Raw genomic sequence first — 20,639 nt, 5'->3', positions numbered from 1 at the left:
GGGGCCCGCGGCGCGGGCCTGGCCGGTGCCCGAAGGCGCCGCCGCCGTCGGAGCGGCCGCGGCCGGCGCGGGCGCGGGGGTCGGCGCGGGGGTGGGGGCCGGCGCGGCGGCCCGGGCGGCCGGCGCGGCGATGCCGGGCTTCGCGGCGGGCGGCGCCACCGGGCGCTTCTTCACGACCTCGACCTGCACGGTCTTGCTGCGGCCATGGCTGAAGGATTGCCGCACGCTGCCGGCATCCACCGTCTTGCCGAGTTCGAGGCGTCCGCCGGGCCGAAGGCTCAGCCTGCTCTTGCCCGCGTCCTGCTCGTTCTGGTCGCTCATCCGCCGATCCGAACCCGATCCTAAAAAACATTCCAAGGCCGCGCCACGGGCGACGGCCCTACTCCACAATGTCCGGTGCGACGCCGGCGATACCCGCCAGCCGCCCCGCCTCGGCCAGGATGGCATCCGCCAGCCGGCCCGGCGCGACCACCACATGCACGGCGTGGTCACGCCCGAAAACACCACCCAGTTCCGCCGCGGTCAGCGGCGCCGCCGAGGGTAGCCCGCGCCCGCCGAACCGCGCGCGCTCCGCCGGGCTGCCGTCCGATGCCTGGACGATCAACCCCGCGCGACCGGCCTGGAGCCATTCCCGCCCCGCTTGCCAGCCCGAAACCGCCTGCCCCGCCCTCCGGGCCAGGCCCAGCAGGTCGCGGATGCGGGCGCGAAGACCGTCCTCGATCCGCGCACGAAGGTCGGAGGGAAGCGTCACGGGCCCGCGCGCGGCCCGCATGAAGGCCCCGCGGCTCAGCGCGCGTTCTAGCACATCGCCCCGCGCGCTCAACCACATTCCCCGGCCCGGCAGTCTTCCGGCGAGATCGGGAACGATTTCGCGAGCCGGCCCGAGCACGAAACGGATCATCGTTTCCTTGGGCCCGCTGTCGCGCGTGACGATGCAGCGGCGAAGGGGGCCGGTCTCCCGCGCCTCCTCCACCTCCTCCGGCTCAGTCGCCGCCCCTGGCTCAGGCGCCTGTCCTGGCTCAGGTGCTTGCATCACCCGCGCCAGGCTCCTCCTCGTCGCCGAACCAGCCGGCGCGGCGGCGCGCTTCCATCACGATGGCGTTCGCCGTCTCCTCGTCGACCACCTCGGCGCCGAGGATCTCGATCAACTCGTCGCCGGCGAGGTCGGCCAGGTCCTCGAGACCCTTCACGCCCTTCTCGCCGAGCGTGACCATCATGCCGGGGGAGAAGCCGCCGATCTCGGCCAGCACGTCGTCCACGCCGAGCGAGCGGCGCTTCTCGTCGAACTCCGCGTCGCGCTTGTCGATGAAGGCCTGGGCGCGGCGCTTCAGCTCGGCGGCCACGCTCTCGTCGAAGCCCTCGATGCCGGCCAGCTCCTCGTCCTCCACCTGGACGATGTCCTCGATGGTCGAGAAGCCTTCCTGCACCAGCAGCCCGGCGATCACGTCGTCGACGTCGAGCGCTTCCACGAACAGGCCGGTGCGCTTGCGGAATTCCTCCTGCCGGCGCTCGCTCTCCTCGGCTTCCGTCAGGATGTCGATGTCGTAGCGCGTGAGCTGGGAGGCGAGGCGCACATTCTGCCCGCGGCGGCCGATGGCCAGGCTCAGCTGGTCGTCCGGCACCACCACCTCGCAGCGCTTGCCGTCCTCGTCCAGCACCACCTTGCTGACCTCGGCCGGGGCGAGCGCGTTGACGATGAAGGTCGCGAAGTCGGGCGACCAGGGGATGATGTCGATCTTCTCGCCCTGCAGTTCGGCCACCACCGCCTGCACGCGCGAGCCGCGCATGCCGACGCAGGCGCCGACCGGGTCGATGCTGGAGTCACGGCTGATCACGGCCATCTTGGCGCGGCTGCCAGGGTCGCGCGCGACCGCCTTGATCTCGATGATCCCGTCGTAGATCTCGGGCACTTCCTGCGCGAACAGCTTCGCGAGGAAGCCCGGATGGGTGCGGCTGAGGAAAATCTGCGGGCCGCGCGGTTCCTCGCGCACGTCGTAGATGTAGGCCCGGACGCGGTCGCCGTTTCGAAAAGCTTCGCGCGGGATGGTCTCGTCGCGGCGCAGCAGCGCTTCCGCGCGGCCGAGGTCGACCATCAGGTTCCCGTATTCGGTGCGCTTGACGATGCCGTTGATGATCTCGCCCACGCGGTCCTTGTACTCGTGGAACTGCTTCGACCGCTCCACCTCCCGCACCCGCTGCACGATCACCTGCTTGGCGGTCTGCGCGGCGATGCGGCCGAAATCGATCGGCGGCAGCGGGTCGATGATGAACTCGCCCACCGCGATGCCGGGCTTCACCTTCTGGGCGATGCGCAGCGGGATCTGCACCGCCTCGTTCTCGACCGGCTCGGCCTCGACCACCTCGGTCCAGCGCTCCAGCTTCACGCGCCCGTCCTTGCGGTCGATGAAGGCGCGGATGTCCTTCTCCTGCCCGTACTTGGCGCGGCCGGCCTTCTGGATGGCCTGCTCCATCGCCTCCAGCACCTCGTCGCGCTCGATCATCTTCTCGCGCGCGACGGCGTCGGCGACCTGCAGCAGCTCGGGCCGGGCGACGCTGATGTCGATGGCCATGCGTTCTCTCCTAGTTCGTCGTCCGGGGGGCCGCGGTGGCGGCGATGAGTTCGTCGGTCAGCACCAGCTTGGCGCGCCGGATGTTGCTGCGCGGGAAGGCGCATTCCGTCCCGTCCTCGAGCCGCAGCCGCGCAACCTGCGCATCCGCGCCGAGCGCGACGCCGCGGAAGCGCTTGCGCCCGTCCTGCGGGATGGCGAGCTCGAGCGTCGCGACATGGCCGGCGAAGCGGTTCCAGTCCTTGGCACGGGTCAGCGGCCGGTCGATCCCGGCGGAGGAGACTTCCAGCGTCCATTCCCCCTTGATGGGGTCCGCCACGTCGAGCACGGCGCCGACGGCATGGCTGATGGTCTCGCAATCCTCGACCGCGAAGGTTGCGCCGTCGGCGCGGTCGGCCATGATCTGCACCGTCGGCGTCTCCTTGCCGGACACCTGCACGCGCACGAGCTCATAGCCCAGCGCGCCGAGCGTCGGCAGGATCGCGTCGGCTATGCGGGCTTCGAGCCCTTCATGCCGCGGCAGGTCTTCGATCTCGTCCAAGCAACAAAAAAGGCGGCCTCTTTCAAGGCCACCCCCCGTCAGTCCGGATGGTGATGTCTGCCGCCTTATGACTCTTCGGCGGCGCGGACGCAAGCGGGGGTTGCGCCCGGGCCGGCGCGGGCGACATGGTCCCTGGGAAAGCCCGATGGAGGCTGCGATGGCGATGCTGACGGGGCGGCGGGTGCTGCTGGCGGGGCTGGGCGCCGGGATGCTGGCGCGGCCGGCGCGCGCCCGGACGCGCTACGTGTTCGACCAGAATGTGGGCCGGCTGGAATTCGTCGCCCGGCATCTCGGCGTGCTGAGCTCGACCGGGCGGTTCGAGGATTTTTCCTCGGAGCTGTTCATCGACCCGGAACGACCGCTGACTACCTCGGTGCAGGTCACGGTGCGCACGGCGGCCGTTGCGCTCGCCTATCCCGGCGCGGTCGAGCTGCTGCGCTCGCCCGATTTCTTCGACGTGGAACGCCACCCGGAAGCGACCTTCCGCGGCGCGGCGACCGGGGAAGGCAGCCTCGCCCGCTTCCCGCTGGCCGGGGACCTGACCATCCGCGGCATCACCAGGCCCTTCCGGATGGAGGGGCGGCTGCTCGACCGCCGGCGCGACGCCGCGCTGGGGCGGGAGGTCGCGGATTTCTCCGCAGGCGGGGAGATGAAGCGCTCCGAATTCGGCATGACGGCGGAGCAGGCCGCGATCTCCGACACCATCCGGCTGAACGTGCGTGTCCGCCTCATCGTCTGATGGCTGGTCCCGCGCGCAGCGCTGGCTGCATTGGGGCGTCGCGACGCTGGTCGTCGCCGGCTTCGCGATCGGGCTGGTGATGGTCGCGCTGCCGCTGACGCGACTGCTGGAAAAGATCCTCGCCTACCAGGCGCACAAGACGATCGGGCTGCTGGTGCCGCCGCTCGTGCTGTGGCGGCTGTGGCTGCGCGCCCGGCGCGGGCGCCCGGCGGAGGAGGAGGCGATGCCGCCCTGGCAGCGCCGCGCCGCCGCGGCGGGCCACGCGGCGCTCTATGCGCTGCTGCTCGTCGTGCCGGCGCTCGGCTACCTCAGCGCCAGCACGGCGCCGGGGCAGATCGAGACGGTCATGTTCCTGCTCATCCCGATCCCGCATGTGCTGGAGGCGGACGAGGCGCTGTACGAGACGCTGCGTGCGACGCACCAGATCCTCGCCTGGGCGCTGGTGCTGCTCGCGGCCGGGCACGCCGCCGCCGCGCTGCATCACCATGCGCGCGGCGGGGCCGTGCTGCGCCGGATGTGGCGCGGGTAGCGCCGGCTACCCGACCCGGATCGGCGTCAGGTCCTGGTACCAGGATTGCGCCTGGGTGAAGTTGGACAGGCGCCGCGACAGGCCGCGCGGGTTCACGTCGTGCACCGCCCAGATCCACATGGCCTGGTCGACCAGATGCGCGTGGAGGTCCGCCAGGATCGCATCCTGCGCCGCCGTCTCGAAGGTCTGGCGCGCGCGCAGGCCGAGCTCATCCGCCCGCGCATCCTGGAAGCCGCCCCAGTTGAAGCCGGAGCCACCCGACGCCGGGCTGATCGCCGGGCCGAGCAGCCCGATATCCGGGTCCCAGAAGGCCCAGGAATTGTTGATCGCGTGCAGGCCGCGATTCTCGGGCGCGGCGGCGCCGGCGCGGCGGCGGCCGCGCAGCGCTTCCCAGTCCATCACCTCGAATTCCAGCTCGATGCCGACGGCGCGGTAGTTCTGCTGCAGCAGCTCGTTCATCGGCAGCGGCTGCATCTGGCCCGACCCCGAGGGCGCGATGATGAACTTCGTCCGCACCGGGTTGCGCGGGCCGAAGCCCGCTTCCGCCAGCAGCCGCCGGGCGCGCGCGGGATCGTAGGAAAGATCGACCGTCGGCCGGCCGAACCAGGGATGGCCCTCCGTGATCATCCCCTTCGCGGGCATGGCGAGGCCGCCCAGCAGCCCCACCATCGCCGCGCGGTCGATCGCCATGTTCGCCGCCTGCCGCACGCGAAGGTCGCGGAACGGGCTGTCCGGCTGGAACGACAACTGGTGGCACCAGATATGCGGATAGGCGTTGGTGACGACGTTGTGCCCCGCGGCGCGGATGCGCGGCACGGCGTCGGGCGGCGGCGCCTCGATGAAATCCACCTGGTTCGACAGCAGGGCGGACACGCGCGTCAGCGCATCCGGGATCGGCAGCAGCACGAGCCTTTCGTGCTGCGGCCGCCGCGCCGGGTCCCAGTATTCGCCGTTGCGCACCGCTTCCAGCCGCTGGCGAGGGACGAAGCGGTCGCCGATGTAGGGCCCCGTGCCGGAAGGGCGTTCGGCGAAGCGGTCCCAGTTGTTCCCCACCTCCGCGTAGCGGGCGGGGGAGGAATAGAAGATGTTCGCCATGTTGTACGGGAACACGGCGTCGGGCGTCTTCGTCTCGATCTCGATCGTGCGGGCATCCTTCACCCGCCAGCGCGCGATGTTGCTGGCATAGAGCCCCGCCTGCGCGGCCTGCTGCCGGTCGAAATGCGGCGCTTCCCGGTCCAGCAGCTTGGCCAGGTTCCAGGCGACAGCATTGGCGTCGAAGGCGCTGCCGTCGTGGAAGCGCACGCCGGCGCGCAGGTCGAAGGTCCAGACCTTCTTGGTCGCGTCGTCCACGCGCCAGCGTTCGGCGAGGCCGGGCTTGAGCGAAGGCGCGCGGTCGGCGCGCGACAGGTCCCAGGCGACGAGCGGGTCGTACAGCGTGATGCCGAGGAAGCGGTTGCCCTCTGCCCCCTGGCTCGGCTGGCCGGTGGTCAGTGGGACGTCGCCGGCTGTCATGGCGACCCGCAGCGTGCCGCCGGGCGCGGGCTGCGCCTGTGCGGCGGCCATGGGCGCGGCGGCGAGGGAAGCGGCGGCGGCGAGAAGGTCACGGCGATGCATGGCGGGTCCTCCGCTGCGTTGGCCGTGATGTTCGCTGGCGTTCGTTCCGCGGATGATGGCGGCGGCGCGCCGCCCGATCAAGGCGGAAGGCGCAGCGCGGAATCGAAGCGCAGCGTGCTGCCGTTCAGCAGCGGGTTGGCGGCGATGGCGAGCACCAGCCGGGCGAATTCCTCCGGCCGGCCAAGCCGCGCGGGAAAGGGCGGCAGGGCGCGGATCGCCGCCTGCGCGGCATCCGGCAGGCCGGCCAGCATCGGCGTCTCGAACAGCCCGGGCGCGATGGTGACGACACGGATGCCTGTCTTCGCCAGTTCGCGCGCCGCCGGCAGCGTCAGGCCGATCACGCCAGCCTTGGACGCGGCATACGCGCATTGGCCCACCTGCCCGTCCTCCGCGGCGATGGAGGCGGTGTTGAGGATCAGCCCGCGCTCCCCGTCCGGCGCGGTGGGATCGAGCGCCTGCATCCGCTGCGCGGCCAGCCGCAGCATGTTGAAGGTGCCGGTCAGGTTGACCCGCAGCGTCCGCTCGAACAGCGCCAGGTCGTGCGCGCCGTTGCGGCCGACGATGCGCGCTGCCGGCGCGATGCCGGCGCAGTTCACGGCCAGCCGCAGCGGGCCGAGTGCCGCGGCGGCGTCGAGTGCCGTGGCGACATGGGCCTCCTTCGCCACGTCGCCCGCGACGGTGGTGGCGCCGCAGCGCGCGGCGAGCGCGGTGAGGCCCTCCGCGTTCAGGTCCATGCCGACCACGCGCGCGCCGGCGGCGGCCAGCGCCTCGGCCGTCGCGGCGCCGAGGCCCGAGCCCGCGCCTGTCACCAGGGCGGCGATGCCGTCGATCTCCATGGCGGCGTTTCCCCTTCCGATCCCGGGTCCAGCCTACACGAGCCGCGCCGTCGCGCGCGTCAGGCCGGCGCGTCGGTGCGGCGGAAGGTCCAGTAGCGCGGGGTGCGGCCCTCGCGGATCGCCTTGGCCTCGTAGCGGGTGGGGAACCAGCCTTCGGGGCGCTCGCCGCGCGCATGGGCGGCCAGGGCGAAGAAGGGCTGGTCGGACAGGACCTCATCCACCCAGGCCTGGTAGGTCGGGTCGTCCGAGGCGATGCGCCATTCCGCGCCGGGGCGCAGCGCGCGGGCGACCGCGGGCAGCGTCGCCGGCTGGACGAAGCGGCGCTTGGCGTGCCGCGCCTTCGGCCATGGGTCGGGGAACATCAGGTAGAGCCGCCCGAGCGCGCCTTCCGGCAGCAGCGCGAGAAGGTGGCGCGCATCCTCGGGCCAGAGGCGCAGGCGCTCCGGCACGGGGGCGGTCGCCTCCGCGCCTTCCGGCACCAGGCGCGTGAGCAGCGAGCAGAGGCCGTTCTCGAACACTTCCGAGGCGATCAGCGCGACGGCGGGATGCGCGGCGCGCAGCGCCAGCGTGTGCTCCCCGCCGCCGAAGCCGGCTTCGAGCCAGAGATCCTCCGCGCCCTGGAAGATCGCGGGCGCCTGCGCGGCCTCGGCCGCCGTCAGGCGGAAGCGCGGCAGGGCGAGGGAGAGCAGCCGTTCCTGGCGCGGCCGGAGCGGATGTCCGCGGCGGCGGCCATAGAGGCGGTCGGGGACGCCGTCGGCGAGGGGGGGGCGGTCGGCGGTCATCGCGCTACCTGCCAACGAAAAAGGGGCGACGCCGTGGCGCCGCCCGCCGGATTGTGCGCCCCGGCCTTGCGGAAGGCCGGGAGCGCGAAGCGAAACCGGACCCAGGGCCCGCGGCTGATGCCAGCACGCCATGCCAGGGCGCGGCGGCCAGGCGCGCGGAGCGCGCGCCCGGCGTCCGAGGGCCGAAGACTAACGCCCGAAGGCGCGCTTCAGCTCGTCCACCAGGTCGGTCTTCTCCCAGGTGAAGGTGCCCTTCTCCGCATCCGGCGTACGGCCGAAATGGCCGTAGGAGGAGGTCGGCACGTAGATCGGGCGGTTCAGGTGCAGGTGCTCCCGGATGCCGCGCGGGGAGAGGTTCACGAGGCCGTCGACGACCTTCGCGAGCTTCACCTCGTCGATGTCGCGGCCCGTGCCGTGCAGGTCGAAATAGACCGACAGCGGCTTGGCGACGCCGATCGCGTAGGAGACCTGGATGGTGCACTTTTCCGCCAGGCCCGCCGCGACGACGTTCTTGGCGACGTAGCGCGCGGCATAGGCGGCGGACCGGTCGACCTTCGTCGGGTCCTTGCCGCTGAAGGCGCCGCCGCCATGCGGGGCCGCGCCGCCATAGGTGTCGACGATGATCTTGCGCCCGGTCAGGCCGCAATCGCCATCGGGGCCGCCGATGACGAAGGTGCCGGTCGGGTTCACGTACAGCTCGGCTTCCGGGCACATCCAGCCGGCCGGCAGCGCTTCCTCGATCAGCGGCCTGACCATCGCCTTGATCTGCGACTGCTCGAGATGCGCCTCATGCTGCGTCGAGAGCACGATGGAGGTCGCGCCGACCGGCTTGCCGTCGACATAGCGCAGCGTGACCTGGGACTTGGCGTCCGGCAGCAGCCCCTTCACCGAGGGATGGCCGATGCGGCGCAGCTCGCTGATGCGGCGCAGGATCAGGTGCGCGTAGTACAGCGGCGCGGGCATGAGTTCCGGCGTCTCGGTGCAGGCGTAGCCGAACATGATGCCCTGGTCGCCGGCGCCTTCGTCCTTGTTGCCGGCTGCGTCCACGCCCTGCGCGATATGCGCGGACTGGGCGTGCAGGTGGCATTCCACATGGGCGTTCTGCCAGTGGAAGCCTTCCTGCTCGTAGCCGATGTCGTGGATGGCGAGCCGCGCCAGATGCTTCAGGTAGTCGGCGGTGACGGAGCCGGGGCCGCGCACCTCGCCGGCGATGACCACGCGGTTGGTCGTGACCAGCGTCTCGCAGGCCACGCGGGAATAGGGGTCGGCCGCCAGGAAGGCGTCGAGCACGGTGTCGGAGATGCGGTCCGCCACCTTGTCCGGATGGCCTTCGGACACGGATTCGGAGGTGAAGAGGTATTCGCCGGTATCGCGCATGGCTTGGTTCGGCCTCTTGTCGCGGGAAACGCCGGCGGGAAGCCCCGGCAGGCTGGGCCCGGAGGATCCGGGACGGGGGCGTATGGCAAGGGGGTGTGGCGGGGTCAAGGCGGGCCGGGCGGATCCCGGCCCGTCCGGTCAAGCGATTTCGCGTGTGGTGGGCGCGATCGCGTCGGCCCGCGCGGCCAGCCGGGCCCGCAGCGGCAGCAGGGACGGGCCGTCGCGCAGCACCGGCAGGCAGGCGCCGGCGTCGTAGCGGCCGTTGCCGCGGGCGGCGAGCATGCGGTCGATCCGCCAGCGCAGGCCGGCATCGCCGAAATGCCGCCGGTCGTCCTCCTCGATGTAGGATTCGACGGCCGCGCCCTCGGCCAGCAGAAGCCCGTGCGCGGGCAGTTCCACCTGCACATAGGCGACGCCGCGCCAGCCGGGTTCCTGGACGATGCTCCGCCCGTTCACCAGCAGCACCGCCGGCACCAGCCGCCCGGCCAACCGCAGCGCGTGGCCTGGCGCGAGCAGCAGGTCGCGCGACGGCACGCCTTCGGCGAGCGCGCCGGCGGAGATGCGCACGGGCGCGACCAGCGCCGGGCGCCGGTGGCGCGCGATGTCGATGCTCCGCCGCCCGACCCAGGCGATGGGAACGGGCGGCACGCCCTGCCGCGCCGAGATCACGAGGTCGCCTGGCCGCAGCGCCGCGGCGCGCACCTCGCCGCGCATGGTCGCGATCCGCGTTTCCGCGGCGAACCCCGTGCACGCCCCGATCGCGCCGTCATCCGGCCAGGGCATGCCAGTCCGAGCCATGGTCACGGCCATGTCCCACCACCCATCGAGCCCCCGGCAAAAGAATGGGGGGTCGTCGCGGCGCGGCAAAGCGGCATGGCCGGGCCGGGGCGTTAACTTCTTGTTGATGAGTGCCGCGCGCCCGCCCTCAGCGGGTCATCGGATGCCAGAGCCCAGCCTGCCCGAGCGCATCGCGCCGGCCCTGCGGGTTCCGCCCCTCGGCCGTGTCGCGGGAGGTCTGGCCGCCGGGACAGGGCAGCGCGACCGGCTGCCCCGCGCGTAGCTGTCGCGACGCTCACCCTGCGCGCAGGCGCGGCGCTACATCCCGAGCACGTCGCGCATCCCATAGAGGCCCGCCGCCCGCCCCTTCACCCACAGCGCCGCCCGCACCGCCCCGGTCGCATAGACACGCCGGTCGAAGGACCGATGCGTCAGGCTGATATGCTCGCTCGCCGCGGCAAACAGCAGCGTGTGTTCCCCCACCACCTGGCCGCCGCGCAGCGCGGCGAAGCCGATCGTGCCGGTGCCGCGCGCGCCGCAATGCCCGTCGCGCCCGCTCTCCCGCCCCGCTTCCTCGAGCGTCGTCCCGCGGCCGGCCGCGACCGCGCGGCCGAGTGCCACCGCCGTGCCCGAAGGCGCATCGACCTTCTGGCGATGGTGCATCTCGACGATCTCGGCGTCGTATTGCGCCGGCGGCAGGGCGGCGGCCATGCGTTCGGCGATCGCCAGGAACAGGTTCACGCCGGGGGCGAAGTTCGCGGCGTAGACGATCGGGATCCGCTTCGCGGCCTCCGCCACCGCGGCTTCCTCCTCCAGCGACAGGCCCGAGCTGCCGAGGACGTAGGGCGTGCCCGACGCCGCCGCGGCCTCGGCATGCGCGCGCGCGGTCGCGGCGTGGGTGAAGTCGATCACGACATCCGACGCGGCGCAGAGCGCCTGCATGTCCGCCAGCACGGGCGCGCCCGCCGGCGCGGCGCCGGAGCGGCAGGTGCCGCCCGCGAGGATCGCGCCGGCGGCCGGCACTTCCTCGGCGAGCAGGCGGCCCATGCGGCCGGCAATGCCGGCGATGCCGATGCGGATGGTCATGGCGCGCTCCCTCGGGTGGTGGCGCAGCCTGTGCGGGGGGTTGGCGCGGGGGTCAAGGGTGGGCCCCGGAAAGGGGCCTTGCCCCTCTCCGGACCTCACCCCACCAAAGGCCGAAAGGCCTCTGGAAACCTATACCTGGGGGCCGGCCTCAGCGGGGGGCGCGGTGCTGGTGGCGAAGTTCGAGGGGGCAACGCCCCCTCGGCCCCCTACCGCCCCAACCCGTCCCAGAACTCCTTCACCTTGGCGAAGAAGCCCTCGCTTTCCGGGTGGGTCTTGCCGCCCTTCACCGCCTCGGCCTCGAACTGCTCCAGCAGCTCGCGTTGCTTCGGCGTCAGGTTCTGCGGCGTCTCGACGGACACCTGCACATACATGTCCCCGCGCGCGGCGGACCGCAGCACGGAGAAGCCCTTGCCGCGCAGGCGGAACTGGTCGCCCGTCTGGCTGCCGGCCGGGATCGTCACGCGCGCGCGGCCGCCGTCGATCGAGGGCACCTCGACATGCCCGCCAAGGGCCGCCTGCGTCATGCGCAGCGGCACGCGGATGTAGATGTTGGCCCCGTCCCGCTGGAAGATCGGGTGCGGGCGCACCGCGACATCGACATACAGGTCGCCCGCCGGCGCGCCGCGCAACCCTGCCTCGCCCTCGCCGGCCAGGCGGATGCGCGTGCCGTCCTCCACCCCGGGGGGGATCGAGACGTTGAGCGTCCGGTCGCGCTGCACGCGCCCCGCGCCCTGGCAGACCTTGCAGGGGTTCTTGATGGTGCGGCCGGACCCGCCGCAGGTCGGGCAGGTGCGCTCGATCAGGAAGAAGCCCTGCTGCGCGCGGACCTTGCCGGCACCGCCGCAGCCCGAGCAGGTCTGCACGCCGGACGAGGCGCCGCCTTCCGCGCCCACGCCCTTGCACGCCTCGCAGGCGACGGAGGTCGGGATGCGGACGGACGCCTTGGTGCCCGCGAAGGCTTCCTCGAGCCCGATCTCGATCTGCGTGCGCAGGTCCGCCCCGCGGCCGGTAGCACCGCCGCGGCCACGCCCGCCGCCGCCGAAGCGGCCGAACATCTCCTCGAAGATGTCCTCGAAGGCGCCGCCGAAGGGATTGCCGCCGCCGAAGCCGCCGCCGCCCTGGCCTGGGCCGCCCTGTTCGAAGGCGGCGTGGCCGAAGCGGTCATAGGCCGCGCGCTTCTCTGCGTCCTTCAGCACGTCGTAGGCCTCGTTCAGTTCCTTGAACTTGGCCTCGGCTTCCTTGTCGCCCTGGTTCCGGTCCGGGTGCCATTTCATGGCGAGCTTGCGGTAGGCCTTCTTCAGGTCCTCCTCGCTCGCGTCCCGGCCGACGCCGAGCACCTCGTAGTAGTCGCGCTTAGCCATGGCTCATGCCCTCGCGCGCGCCATCGTCATGGGAAGGGTTCCTCGGCATGCGGCCGCCCGGCCCCGAAGCGGGAACCGGGCGGCGCAGGCTCATCCGGGCGGATGCCCGCCGCTCAGGACGGCTTGCGCTTGTTGGGGTCGACTTCCTCGAACTCGGCGTCGACTACCTTGTCGTCCCCGCCGCGCCCGGGGTTCGGCCCGCCGGGGCCCGCGGCGCCCTCGGCCGGCTTGTCGGCCTGCTGCGCCTTGTACAGCGCCTCGCCCATCTTCATCGCCGCCTGGCCGAGACGTTCGCTGGCCTTGGTGACCGCCTCGGCGTCCTGCTTCTCGATCGCCGCCTTGGCCTCGGTGACCGCCGCCTCCGCGTCCGCCTTCTCGGCGGGCGGGATCTTGTCGGCGTTCTCCTTCAGCGTCCGCTCGGTCTGGTGGACCAGGGCGTCGAGCTGGTTGCGCGCCTCGACATGCTCGCGGCGGCGCTTGTCGGCCTCGGCATTCGCTTCCGCGTCCTTGACCATCCGCTCGATGTCGGAATCCGACAGGCCGGACTTGGCCTGGATGCGGATCTGCTGCTCCTTGCCCGTCGCCTTGTCCTTCGCACTGACGGAGACGATGCCGTTCGCGTCGATGTCGAAGGTGACCTCGATCTGCGGCACGCCGCGCGGCGCGGGCGGGATGCCCGTCAGGTCGAAGGTGCCGAGCTGCTTGTTGTCGGCCGCCATCTCCCGCTCGCCCTGGAAGACCTTGATCGTCACGGCGGTCTGGTTGTCGTCGGCCGTGGAGAAGACCTGGGACTTCTTGGTCGGGATCGTCGTGTTGCGGTCGATCAGGCGGGTGAAGACGCCGCCCAGCGTCTCGATGCCGAGCGACAGCGGCGTGACGTCGAGCAGCAGCACGTCCTTGACGTCGCCCTTGAGCACGCCGCCCTGGATCGCGGCGCCAATCGCTACGACCTCATCCGGGTTGACGTTGCGCGCGGGCTCCTTGCCGAAGAAGGACTTCACCGCCTCGATCACCTTGGGCATGCGCGTCATGCCGCCGACGAGGATGACCTCGTCGATCTCGCCCGCGGTCAGCCCGGCATCCTTCAGCGCCTGGCGGCAGGGGTCGAGCGTGCGCTGGATCAGGTCGTCCACCAGCGCCTCGAGCTTCGCGCGCGTCAGCTTCATCACGAGGTGCTTTGGCCCGGAGGCGTCGGCGGTGATGAAGGGCAGGTTGACCTCGGTCTCCTTGCTCGACGACAGCTCGATCTTCGACTTCTCGGCCGCTTCCTTCAGGCGCTGCAGCGCGAGCTTGTCGCCGCGCAGGTCGATGCCCTGCTCCTTGCGGAACTCGTCCGCCAGGTAGTCGATGATGCGCTGGTCGAAATCCTCGCCGCCGAGGAAGGTGTCGCCGTTGGTCGACTTCACCTCGAACACGCCGTCGCCGATCTCGAGCACCGACACGTCGAAGGTGCCGCCGCCGAGGTCGTAGACCGCGATGGTGCCGCCCTTCTTCTGGTCCATGCCGTAGGCGAGCGCCGCGGCCGTCGGCTCGTTGATGATGCGCAGGACTTCAAGGCCCGCGATCGCGCCGGCTTCCTTGGTCGCCTGGCGCTGGGCGTCGTTGAAGTAGGCGGGGACGGTGATGACGGCCTGGGAGACGGTCTCGCCGAGATAGGCCTCGGCGGTCTCCTTCATCTTGGTCAGGATCATCGCGCTGATCTGCTGCGGCGCGTAGTCCTTGCCGTCCACATGCACCCAGGCGTCGCCGTTGCCGGCGCGCGTGATCTTGAAGGGCGCGAGGTCGATGTCCTTCTGCACCATCGGGTCGTCGAAGCGGCGCCCGATCAGGCGCTTCACGGCGAAGAGCGTCCCCATGGGGTTGGTGACGGCCTGGCGCTTGGCGCTCTGGCCGACGAGCCTTTCGCCGTTCTTCGCGAAGGCGACCATGGAGGGCGTGGTGCGCGCGCCCTCGGCGTTCTCGATGACCCTGACGTCCTTGCCTTCCATGATGGCGACGCAGGAATTGGTGGTGCCGAGGTCGATGCCGATGACCTTGCTCATCCGATACTCTCCTCTGCGGCAGGCGGGGGCAGCCCGATTCTGGCGCTGCGCCCACCCCCTGTGCTGACCGGCGGCGCGTGCCGCCGCGGATGGGTGGCTGGGGATCCCCGCGGGGGGCGGGGCGTGTGACAGGCCGGATGTATTGATCCGCAAGGCTGGGGACAAGTCCCGGCGCCCCGCGGAATCGCGGGGGAACTCCGCATGGCGCGCATGGGCGGCCCGCGGTGCGGCACTGTGACGCGCCGCCATTGCCGCCGCCGCGCGATCCTCCCTAGGCTTCCCGGGCCAGGAAGCCGGGAGGCCGCCCATGTCCGCGTCGCAGGCGTTCACCCGCCGCCACCTGCTGCGCCTGCTCGGCGCCGCCGCCCTGCCGTTGCTGCCCGGCGAGGGCCGCGCCCAGGCGCCCGCCCGGCGGCTCAACGTCATCGTCGTCGGCGCCGGCCTCGCCGGCCTCGGCGCCGCCCGGGCGCTGCACGATGCCGGGCATCGCGTCACGGTGCTGGAAGCCCGCGCCCGCACCGGCGGGCGGATGCACACCGTGACCTTCCGCGGCCAGCGGCTCGACATGGGGGGTGCCTGGATCCATGGGCCGGAGGGCAATCCCCTCACCCCTCTGGCGGACGCCGCGGGCATCCGCCGCATGCCGACCTACGATTCCCGATCCGTCATGTTCGACGCCGACGGGCGCCGGCTGACCGAGGCCGAGACGACCGCCATCTTCGACGCGGTCGCCCAGCTCATCGCCCATGACAGCCCCTTTGCCCCGCGGGGCGGGCGCGACGTGTCCCTGGCCGAGGCGGTGCCGCTGCTCGACCCGACCACCCGGTCCTCGCCCTATGAAAAGCGCGTCGCGCGCTGGCTGTCCTCCTACGTCGCCGGCTATGCAGGCGGGGATGCGTCGGAGGTCTCGGCGCAAGCCTGGTTCGGGGGGGAGGGCGAGATCCCGGAGGAGAACCACCTCCTCGCCCAGGGCTACAACGCCATCACGGACCTGATGGCGCGCGGGCTCGACATCCGGCTGCGCCAGGCGGTCCGCGCCATCCGCCTGGTGGGCAGCGGCGTGGTGGTGGCGACACAGTCAGAAGCCTTCTTCGCCGACCGTGTCGTCGTCACCCTGCCGCTCGGCCTGCTGAAGCGGGGGGAGGTGGTGTTCGACCCGCCCCTACCCGCCGGCCACCAGGGGGCGATCGCGCGCATCGGCAACGGGCTGCTCAACAAGATCGTGCTCGCCTTTCCCAGGCCCTTCTGGCCGGTGGAGGCGCACTACCTCCGCAGCCTGTCGGATGAACCCGACAACGCGGCGCCGGAGATCGTCTCCCTCCAGCCGCATCTGAACGTGCCGGTGCTGGTCGCGCTTATCGGCGGGTCGGCCGCGCAGCGGATCGAGATGCTGCCGGATGCCGCGCAGGCGGACCTCGTCATGGGCGCGCTGCGGCGGATGTTTGGCAACGGCATCCCGCGCCCGGTGGAGGTCCGCGTCACGCGTTGGTCGCGCGACATCCACGCCCGCGGGGCCTATTCCTTCCTGCCGGTGGGCGCCTCGGTGGACGACCACGCGACGCTGGCCCGGCCGATCGCGGGGCGCATCTTCCTGGCGGGCGAGGCGGCGACGACGGAGGCGCCGTCCTATGCCCATGGCGCGCTGCTGGGCGGGCGGCGGGCGGCGGCGGAGATCGCGGCGGGGTGAGGGCAACCTCCCCCGAACCGCTTCCCTTCCCGGGCTTCTGGCGTCTGGCTAGGTGGCGCGGCCTTGCGCGACCACGACCATCGCGGGCTTCAGCAGGCGGCCGTTCAGCGTCCAGGCCGGCGTCCAGCAGGCGGTGACGGTGCCGGGGGCGACACCTTCCGGCGCGGGCTGCTCGGCCATCGCCTGGTGCAGGTCCGGATCGAAGGGCTTGCCGGTCGGGTCGTCCCGCCGCACGCCGTTGCGCTCGAGGATGCCGAGGAAGGACCGTTCCACCCCCTCGATCCCGTCGCGGATCTTGCCCAGCACCTCGGGCTCGCCCTCCTGCTTGGCGGGCATGGCGTCGAGGCCGCGGCGGAGGTTCTCGGCCGCCTCCACCACGTCGCGGGCGAATTTCTGCGCGGCATAGGCGCGCGCATCGGCGACGTCGCGCTGCGTGCGGGCGCGCAGGTTCTGCATCTCCGCCTCGGCGCGGAGCCACTTGTCCTTCAGCGCCGCGACCTCGGCCTCGAGCGCCACGATGCGCTCCTCCGGCGTCGGCTCGGCGGCGGGGGCGGCCTCGGGCGGCGGTTCGGCGCCGGCCACGGTCTCGGGGGCCGGCTTGTCCTGGTTCTCGCTCATGTCGGGATTGGCTTGCTTGTCCATGCGCGGCGCGGGGCCGCCTGTCGCCCATCACCTAAGGCGCCGCGGCGTGCCGGACAAGCCGCCCCGCGCGCATGCCGGCCGCCACGCGGGCGCGACGCCGGGTTCAGGCGGCGCGCAGCCCCGCGACGGTCGTGGCGAGCGCCTCGCGCAGCGCGCCGGCATCGCCGCGCAGCGCCTCGGCCATCCGTTCCAGCTCCCCCACGGCGGCGGCGGTGCCGCCCATGCGGTCGGCGGCGCGCACCACGGCGCCGGAGGCCGCCTCCGTCCCGCGCGCGACGCCGGCGGTGGCGCTCGCGATCTCCCGCGTCGCGGCACCCTGCTCCTCCACCGCCGCGGCGATGGTGGCGGCGACCTGGTTCACCTCGGCGACCACCACGGCGATGTCGCGGATCGCGTCCACCGCCCCGCCGGTCGCGGCCTGGATGGCGCCGACCTGCTGGCCGATCTCCTCGGTCGCCTTCGCCGTCTGGCTGGCGAGCGCCTTCACCTCGCTCGCCACCACCGCGAAGCCCTTGCCGGCTTCGCCGGCGCGCGCGGCCTCGATCGTGGCGTTCAGGGCGAGGAGGTTGGTCTGGCCGGCGATCTCGCCGATCAGGCGCACCACGTCGCCGATGCGCGCCGCGCCTTCCGAAAGGCCGCGCACGATGTCCCCGGTCGCATCGGCGCGGTCTGCGGCGTTGCGCGCGACGGCGGAGGCCTGGGCGACCTGGCGGGTGATCTCGGCGACCGCGGTCGAAAGCTCCTCGGCTGCGGCGGCGACGGTCTGCACGCCGGCGGAGGCTTCCGCGACCGCGGCGCGCGCGGCCTCGGCCTCGCTGGCCCCCTCGCCGGCGGAGGCGGCGATGCGCCGCGCGGCGGCGTCGAGATTGCCCGAGGCATCCTGCACGCCGCCCGCGATGCGGCCGATGCTGCCCTCGACCTCGGCGGCGATGCCGTGGCGGGCGGTGCGCGCCGCGGCCGCGGCCTCGGCTTCCAGCGCGATGCGGCGCGCGGCCTGCGCTGCCTCGGCCTCCCGCGCCGCGCGGGCTTCGGCCAGGGCGTCGGTCGCGGCGACGGCGGCGGATTCGAGTTCCCGCACCATCCACATCAGCGCCACCGCCTCGATCACGAGGATGACGGCATGCAGCAGCACGCGGCCGAGATTGCCTTCGTCGACGCCGAAGACCAGGACCGGCGCGGCGAAGTTCAGCACCAGGTGATGCACCGCGACGGTGGCGGCGCCGAGCAGGATCGCGCGCCAGTCCACGAAGCCGGCGAGGAGCGCGAGACCGGCGAAATACGCCATGTGGATGTCGATCGTGAGCCAGTCCGGCGCCAGCCAGACATGGACCGAGATGGCGGCCATCAGGGCGACCGAGATGGCGTATCGCGCTTCCGGCATGCCCGTGCCGCGGCGCGCGGCGAAGGTCGCGGCGAGCGCGACGCCGAGCGCGAGCGCGGTCCCGGTCAGCGCCTCCGACAGGACATGGCCCTCGAGCATCGCCACGACGCCGGTGAGCGGCACGAGCAGCCAGAGCAGGCCGAGCAGGACGCGGCCCGTGCGGGCGCGCAGAAGGGAGAGGTCCATCGGTCAGGTCCTTCGGGGGGCTGGGGCGCAGCCGCTCATGGGCCGGGCGGCGAGGACGAGCAGCGCCCCGGCCGCGGCGGCGAGCCGCGAGGGGTCAGACGCGCCGTTCTCGGGCATCGCGAGGAGGATGGGAAAGGGGCCGGCCTCGATGATGCGCTGGATCCGCCATCCCTCCACCCCGAAGGCGCCCGCCGCCATGCCCGCGGGCATGGCGAGGAGCACGGGATGACCCGCGCGCGGCCACAGCCCCGCCACGGGCAGGGCCAGCGCGCTGGCGGCAAGGAGTCCGATGGCGATGCGCATCGGCCCCACAGTTCCGTGAAACGAATTAGCGCTGGCTGAATCCCGGCGTGAAAAAACGGATGACCGCCGATGTCATCGCCACCGGCAAGGCGCGCCGCGCCCGCGTCGTGGGGAGCCGCGCCCGCGAGGCTGCGGGCGCGGCCGCGCGGCTACCAGTGCCGGTCGCGCCGGTGGTGGTCCCCGTCCCAGGCCCAGCGATGGTCGCGGCGGGGCCGGTCCCAGCCCCAATGCCGTTCATGCCGGTAGGGCCGGTCCCAGCCCCAGTCCCGGTACGGGCGCTGGTAGCCGTGATGCGGGTGGTGCCAGCTCGGCGCCGGGCGCCAGCCCCAGCCATGGCGGTGGTCCCAGGCCAGGGCGGGGGTCGCGGCGACGGTGCCGAGGAGCAGGGCGGTGGCGAGGATCAGGCGGCGCATGGCGGCATCTCCCTCTGGTGCCTGGAGGGAAGCAGACGCCCGCCGCCGGGCAGGTGCGCGGCGCCTTCGTGGCGCAGGCGGGGCGGCGTGTAACGGCGTGCCCCGCGCCCGCCTCAGCCCTCCCGCCCGGCTTCCTCGGCAAGCCGCGCGACGGCCATGCGGTAGGTTTCGGCGAACAGCGCGTCCAGCGCCGGGTTCACCCCCGCGAGCCCGGCCGCGACGCGCCCCGCCCAGCCGACATATTCGGTCCGCCGCGCATGGTTCCAGTTGGCCGGTGGGCTTTCGGCGATGGCGCGGAGGTTGGAGATCTTGTCGGCGAGCTTCAGCTGCTTCGCCGCCTCCGACTTCTTGGGCGCGAGGCTGACCTGCAGCGCCTTGCGCGTTTCCTTGGGCAGCGCCTTGTCGTCGGTCGCCTCGGCCACGACGGCGGCGACCGCGGCGCCGAAGGCGGCGACGAGTTCCTCATGCGTCACCTCGGTGTCCTCGACCGTGTCGTGCAGCAGGCCGGCCAGGATCGCCTCCTGCGGCGCGCCGTGGTCGGCGAGGATCGCGGCGACCTCGATCACGTGGTTCACGTAGGGTTCCGCAGCCGCGCCCTTGCGGACCTGCCCGGCATGGGCGCGGGCGGCGAACAGCGTGGCGCGCAGGATCTCGGCGGCGGGGTCGGGCTTCGGGATCATGGTCACTCCATAGGGGTTCTCGCGCGCCGTCGCGCAAGGGTCTAGCCTCGGGGCATGGACGCTTCCGCCACGCCGACGCGGCTGCTGCCGCAGTTCCTGGCCTGGGTCGCCGCGCGGCCGCGCAGCTACGACCAGGCGATGGAGGCCTGGCGGTCCAACTGCCCGTGCATGAGCATCTGGGAGGACTCGCTCGCCGAGGGACTGGTGCGGGTCGATGCCGCCGGCATGGTCGCGCTGACCGAGGCCGGGCGGCGGCGGCTCGCGGCATGCGCCGCCGCGTCCTGATCCTGGCCGCGCCGGCGCTGCTGGCCCAGGCGCCGGCGCCGCCCGATGCGGCGCCCGTGGTCGCGCAGCTGCGGTTCGCCCGCGACATGCTCTGCCCACGCTGCCGGGACGACATCGAGCGATCCGGCGTGAACCACCCGGCGCGGAGATCCATGATCGGCCGCGACAAGCTCGAGACGGCACGCGACATGATCGTGGCGGCGCCGTCGCTGCCGGGGGCGGTGCCGGCGCTGCGCCAGGTGCTCTACGGGATCGAGGTCCTGGGTGGACAGGACGAGGAGGAGGCGACGGCGGCGATCGACGCGGCGATCCTCGCGATCCGGGCGGAAGGGCGCGTCGCGACCGGCGCGCCACCGGACCCGCGGGCGCTGATGGGCCAGCTGCGCCTGGTGCGGCGCTTCGTCTGCCCCGGCTGCGTCGAGAGCGACTGGAACCGCGGCCGGCGGGCGCGCGCGCTGGCGGAACTCGGCGTCGCCCAGGCCATGCTGGCCGCCGCGCCAGGGCTGCGCCAAGCGCAGCGGGCCGGCGAGCGGATGGCGGCGGCGGGGCAGGCGCTGGCGGCGGGGGACGACCGCCGCGCCGATACAGCGCTGGCGCAGGCGATCGAGCGATTGAGGCCCTCGCTGCGGTAGGCCGAGGATGCGCCCGCGCAGGGCGGTGCCGCGGATGCGAGCCGCCGTCCATCGCGTGACGCCGCGGACTTGCCCCGCGATGCGGACGCGACGAACCGCCTCAGACGTTCATCGCGTCACGCCGAAGACGTGCCGGACGGTGCGGATGCGACGAACGCCGCCAAGTGTTCATCGCGTCA

General features: G+C 72.8%; 22 protein-coding genes. 5 read left to right on the top strand and 17 right to left on the bottom strand.

The features are described 5' to 3' along the window. From J5Y09_RS17780 to rimP, 4 genes are all read right to left on the bottom strand, one after another. Positions 1-321, bottom strand: a 321-nt coding sequence (locus tag J5Y09_RS17780; protein ID WP_209353165.1) for a translation initiation factor IF-2 associated domain-containing protein, incomplete at its 3' end; no start/stop codon positions are given. 58 nt (positions 322-379) lie between these two features. Further along, a complete protein-coding gene (locus tag J5Y09_RS17775) occupies positions 380-1,033 on the bottom strand; it encodes an RNA-binding protein (RefSeq protein ID WP_209353164.1) in 654 nt (217 codons plus the stop codon). Further along, positions 1,020-2,570 (bottom strand): transcription termination factor NusA, encoded by a 1,551-nt coding sequence (gene nusA / locus J5Y09_RS17770; RefSeq protein ID WP_209353163.1) that lies wholly within the window; start codon positions 2,568-2,570, stop codon positions 1,020-1,022. The genes J5Y09_RS17775 and nusA overlap by 14 nt, the downstream gene beginning before the upstream one ends. A gap of 10 nt (positions 2,571-2,580) precedes the next feature. Further along, positions 2,581-3,108, bottom strand: coding sequence for a ribosome maturation factor RimP (gene rimP / locus J5Y09_RS17765; RefSeq protein WP_209353162.1), 528 nt, complete (start codon positions 3,106-3,108; stop codon positions 2,581-2,583). 145 nt (positions 3,109-3,253) lie between these two features. Here rimP and J5Y09_RS17760 point away from each other — a divergent pair, with 145 nt between their 5' ends. Further along, a complete protein-coding gene (locus tag J5Y09_RS17760) occupies positions 3,254-3,847 on the top strand; it encodes a YceI family protein (RefSeq protein WP_209353161.1) in 594 nt (197 codons plus the stop codon). Beyond that, positions 3,828-4,376 carry a cytochrome b gene (locus J5Y09_RS17755; protein ID WP_209353160.1) on the top strand — a complete coding sequence of 183 codons (549 nt, stop codon included), beginning with the start codon at positions 3,828-3,830 and terminating at the stop codon, positions 4,374-4,376. Before J5Y09_RS17760 ends, J5Y09_RS17755 begins: the two co-directional genes overlap by 20 nt. A gap of 6 nt (positions 4,377-4,382) precedes the next feature. On the opposite strand, the gene J5Y09_RS17750 is transcribed toward J5Y09_RS17755, so the two are convergent. From J5Y09_RS17750 to dnaK, 8 genes are all read right to left on the bottom strand, one after another. Further along, entirely contained in the window at positions 4,383-5,990 is a 1,608-nt protein-coding gene (locus J5Y09_RS17750) for an ABC transporter substrate-binding protein (protein WP_209353159.1), read from the bottom strand. A 77-nt stretch (positions 5,991-6,067) separates the two neighbouring features. Further along, positions 6,068-6,826 carry an SDR family NAD(P)-dependent oxidoreductase gene (locus J5Y09_RS17745; RefSeq protein WP_209353158.1) on the bottom strand — a complete coding sequence of 253 codons (759 nt, stop codon included), beginning with the start codon at positions 6,824-6,826 and terminating at the stop codon, positions 6,068-6,070. Between the two features lie 59 nt (positions 6,827-6,885). Further along, positions 6,886-7,608, bottom strand: a complete 723-nt coding sequence (gene trmB, locus J5Y09_RS17740; protein ID WP_209353157.1) for a tRNA (guanine(46)-N(7))-methyltransferase TrmB — start codon at positions 7,606-7,608, stop codon at positions 6,886-6,888. 189 nt (positions 7,609-7,797) lie between these two features. Then, on the bottom strand, positions 7,798-8,985 hold the full coding sequence (gene metK / locus J5Y09_RS17735) for a methionine adenosyltransferase (RefSeq protein ID WP_209353156.1): 1,188 nt from the start codon (positions 8,983-8,985) through the stop codon (positions 7,798-7,800). Between the two features lie 138 nt (positions 8,986-9,123). Beyond that, positions 9,124-9,783, bottom strand: a complete 660-nt coding sequence (locus J5Y09_RS17730) for a Hint domain-containing protein (protein ID WP_245217217.1) — start codon at positions 9,781-9,783, stop codon at positions 9,124-9,126. 297 nt (positions 9,784-10,080) lie between these two features. Beyond that, on the bottom strand, positions 10,081-10,848 hold the full coding sequence (dapB, locus tag J5Y09_RS17725) for a 4-hydroxy-tetrahydrodipicolinate reductase (protein ID WP_209353154.1): 768 nt from the start codon (positions 10,846-10,848) through the stop codon (positions 10,081-10,083). Positions 10,849-11,054: 206 nt separating this feature from the next. Beyond that, entirely contained in the window at positions 11,055-12,209 is a 1,155-nt protein-coding gene (gene dnaJ, locus J5Y09_RS17720) for a molecular chaperone DnaJ (RefSeq protein ID WP_209353153.1), read from the bottom strand. A 113-nt stretch (positions 12,210-12,322) separates the two neighbouring features. Then, positions 12,323-14,251 carry a molecular chaperone DnaK gene (gene dnaK / locus J5Y09_RS17715; RefSeq protein WP_209353152.1) on the bottom strand — a complete coding sequence of 643 codons (1,929 nt, stop codon included), beginning with the start codon at positions 14,249-14,251 and terminating at the stop codon, positions 12,323-12,325. Between the two features lie 307 nt (positions 14,252-14,558). Between dnaK and J5Y09_RS17710 the strand changes: the two genes are divergently transcribed. Continuing rightward, a complete protein-coding gene (locus tag J5Y09_RS17710) occupies positions 14,559-15,938 on the top strand; it encodes a flavin monoamine oxidase family protein (RefSeq protein WP_209353151.1) in 1,380 nt (459 codons plus the stop codon). A gap of 48 nt (positions 15,939-15,986) precedes the next feature. Here the strand turns inward: J5Y09_RS17710 and J5Y09_RS17705 are convergent, their stop codons facing one another. The 5 genes from J5Y09_RS17705 to J5Y09_RS17685 all read right to left on the bottom strand — a co-directional run bounded on the left by J5Y09_RS17705 (position 15,987) and on the right by J5Y09_RS17685 (position 19,543). Beyond that, complete coding sequence (locus tag J5Y09_RS17705) at positions 15,987-16,580, bottom strand: nucleotide exchange factor GrpE (protein ID WP_408904064.1); 594 nt, start codon at positions 16,578-16,580, stop codon at positions 15,987-15,989. A 103-nt stretch (positions 16,581-16,683) separates the two neighbouring features. Next, positions 16,684-18,147, bottom strand: a complete 1,464-nt coding sequence (locus tag J5Y09_RS17700) for a methyl-accepting chemotaxis protein (RefSeq protein WP_245217208.1) — start codon at positions 18,145-18,147, stop codon at positions 16,684-16,686. A gap of 3 nt (positions 18,148-18,150) precedes the next feature. Further along, positions 18,151-18,450: a hypothetical protein gene (locus J5Y09_RS17695; protein WP_209353150.1), complete on the bottom strand. Its 300-nt coding sequence runs from the start codon at positions 18,448-18,450 to the stop codon at positions 18,151-18,153. Between the two features lie 149 nt (positions 18,451-18,599). Next, on the bottom strand, positions 18,600-18,863 hold the full coding sequence (locus J5Y09_RS17690) for a hypothetical protein (protein WP_209353149.1): 264 nt from the start codon (positions 18,861-18,863) through the stop codon (positions 18,600-18,602). A gap of 113 nt (positions 18,864-18,976) precedes the next feature. Then, entirely contained in the window at positions 18,977-19,543 is a 567-nt protein-coding gene (locus tag J5Y09_RS17685) for an HD domain-containing protein (RefSeq protein WP_209353148.1), read from the bottom strand. Positions 19,544-19,597: 54 nt separating this feature from the next. On the opposite strand from J5Y09_RS17685, the gene J5Y09_RS17680 reads away from it, so the two are divergent. Continuing rightward, positions 19,598-19,828 (top strand): hypothetical protein, encoded by a 231-nt coding sequence (locus tag J5Y09_RS17680; RefSeq protein ID WP_209353147.1) that lies wholly within the window; start codon positions 19,598-19,600, stop codon positions 19,826-19,828. After that, entirely contained in the window at positions 19,810-20,460 is a 651-nt protein-coding gene (locus J5Y09_RS17675) for a hypothetical protein (protein ID WP_209353146.1), read from the top strand. Before J5Y09_RS17680 ends, J5Y09_RS17675 begins: the two co-directional genes overlap by 19 nt. The last annotated feature ends 179 nt before the right edge of the window (positions 20,461-20,639 follow it).

Origin of the sequence: Roseomonas nitratireducens (assembly GCF_017813355.1) — a bacterium.
Taxonomy (GTDB): Bacteria; Pseudomonadota; Alphaproteobacteria; order Acetobacterales; family Acetobacteraceae; genus Neoroseomonas; species Neoroseomonas nitratireducens.
This window is presented reverse-complemented; position numbering and strand designations above follow the sequence as displayed.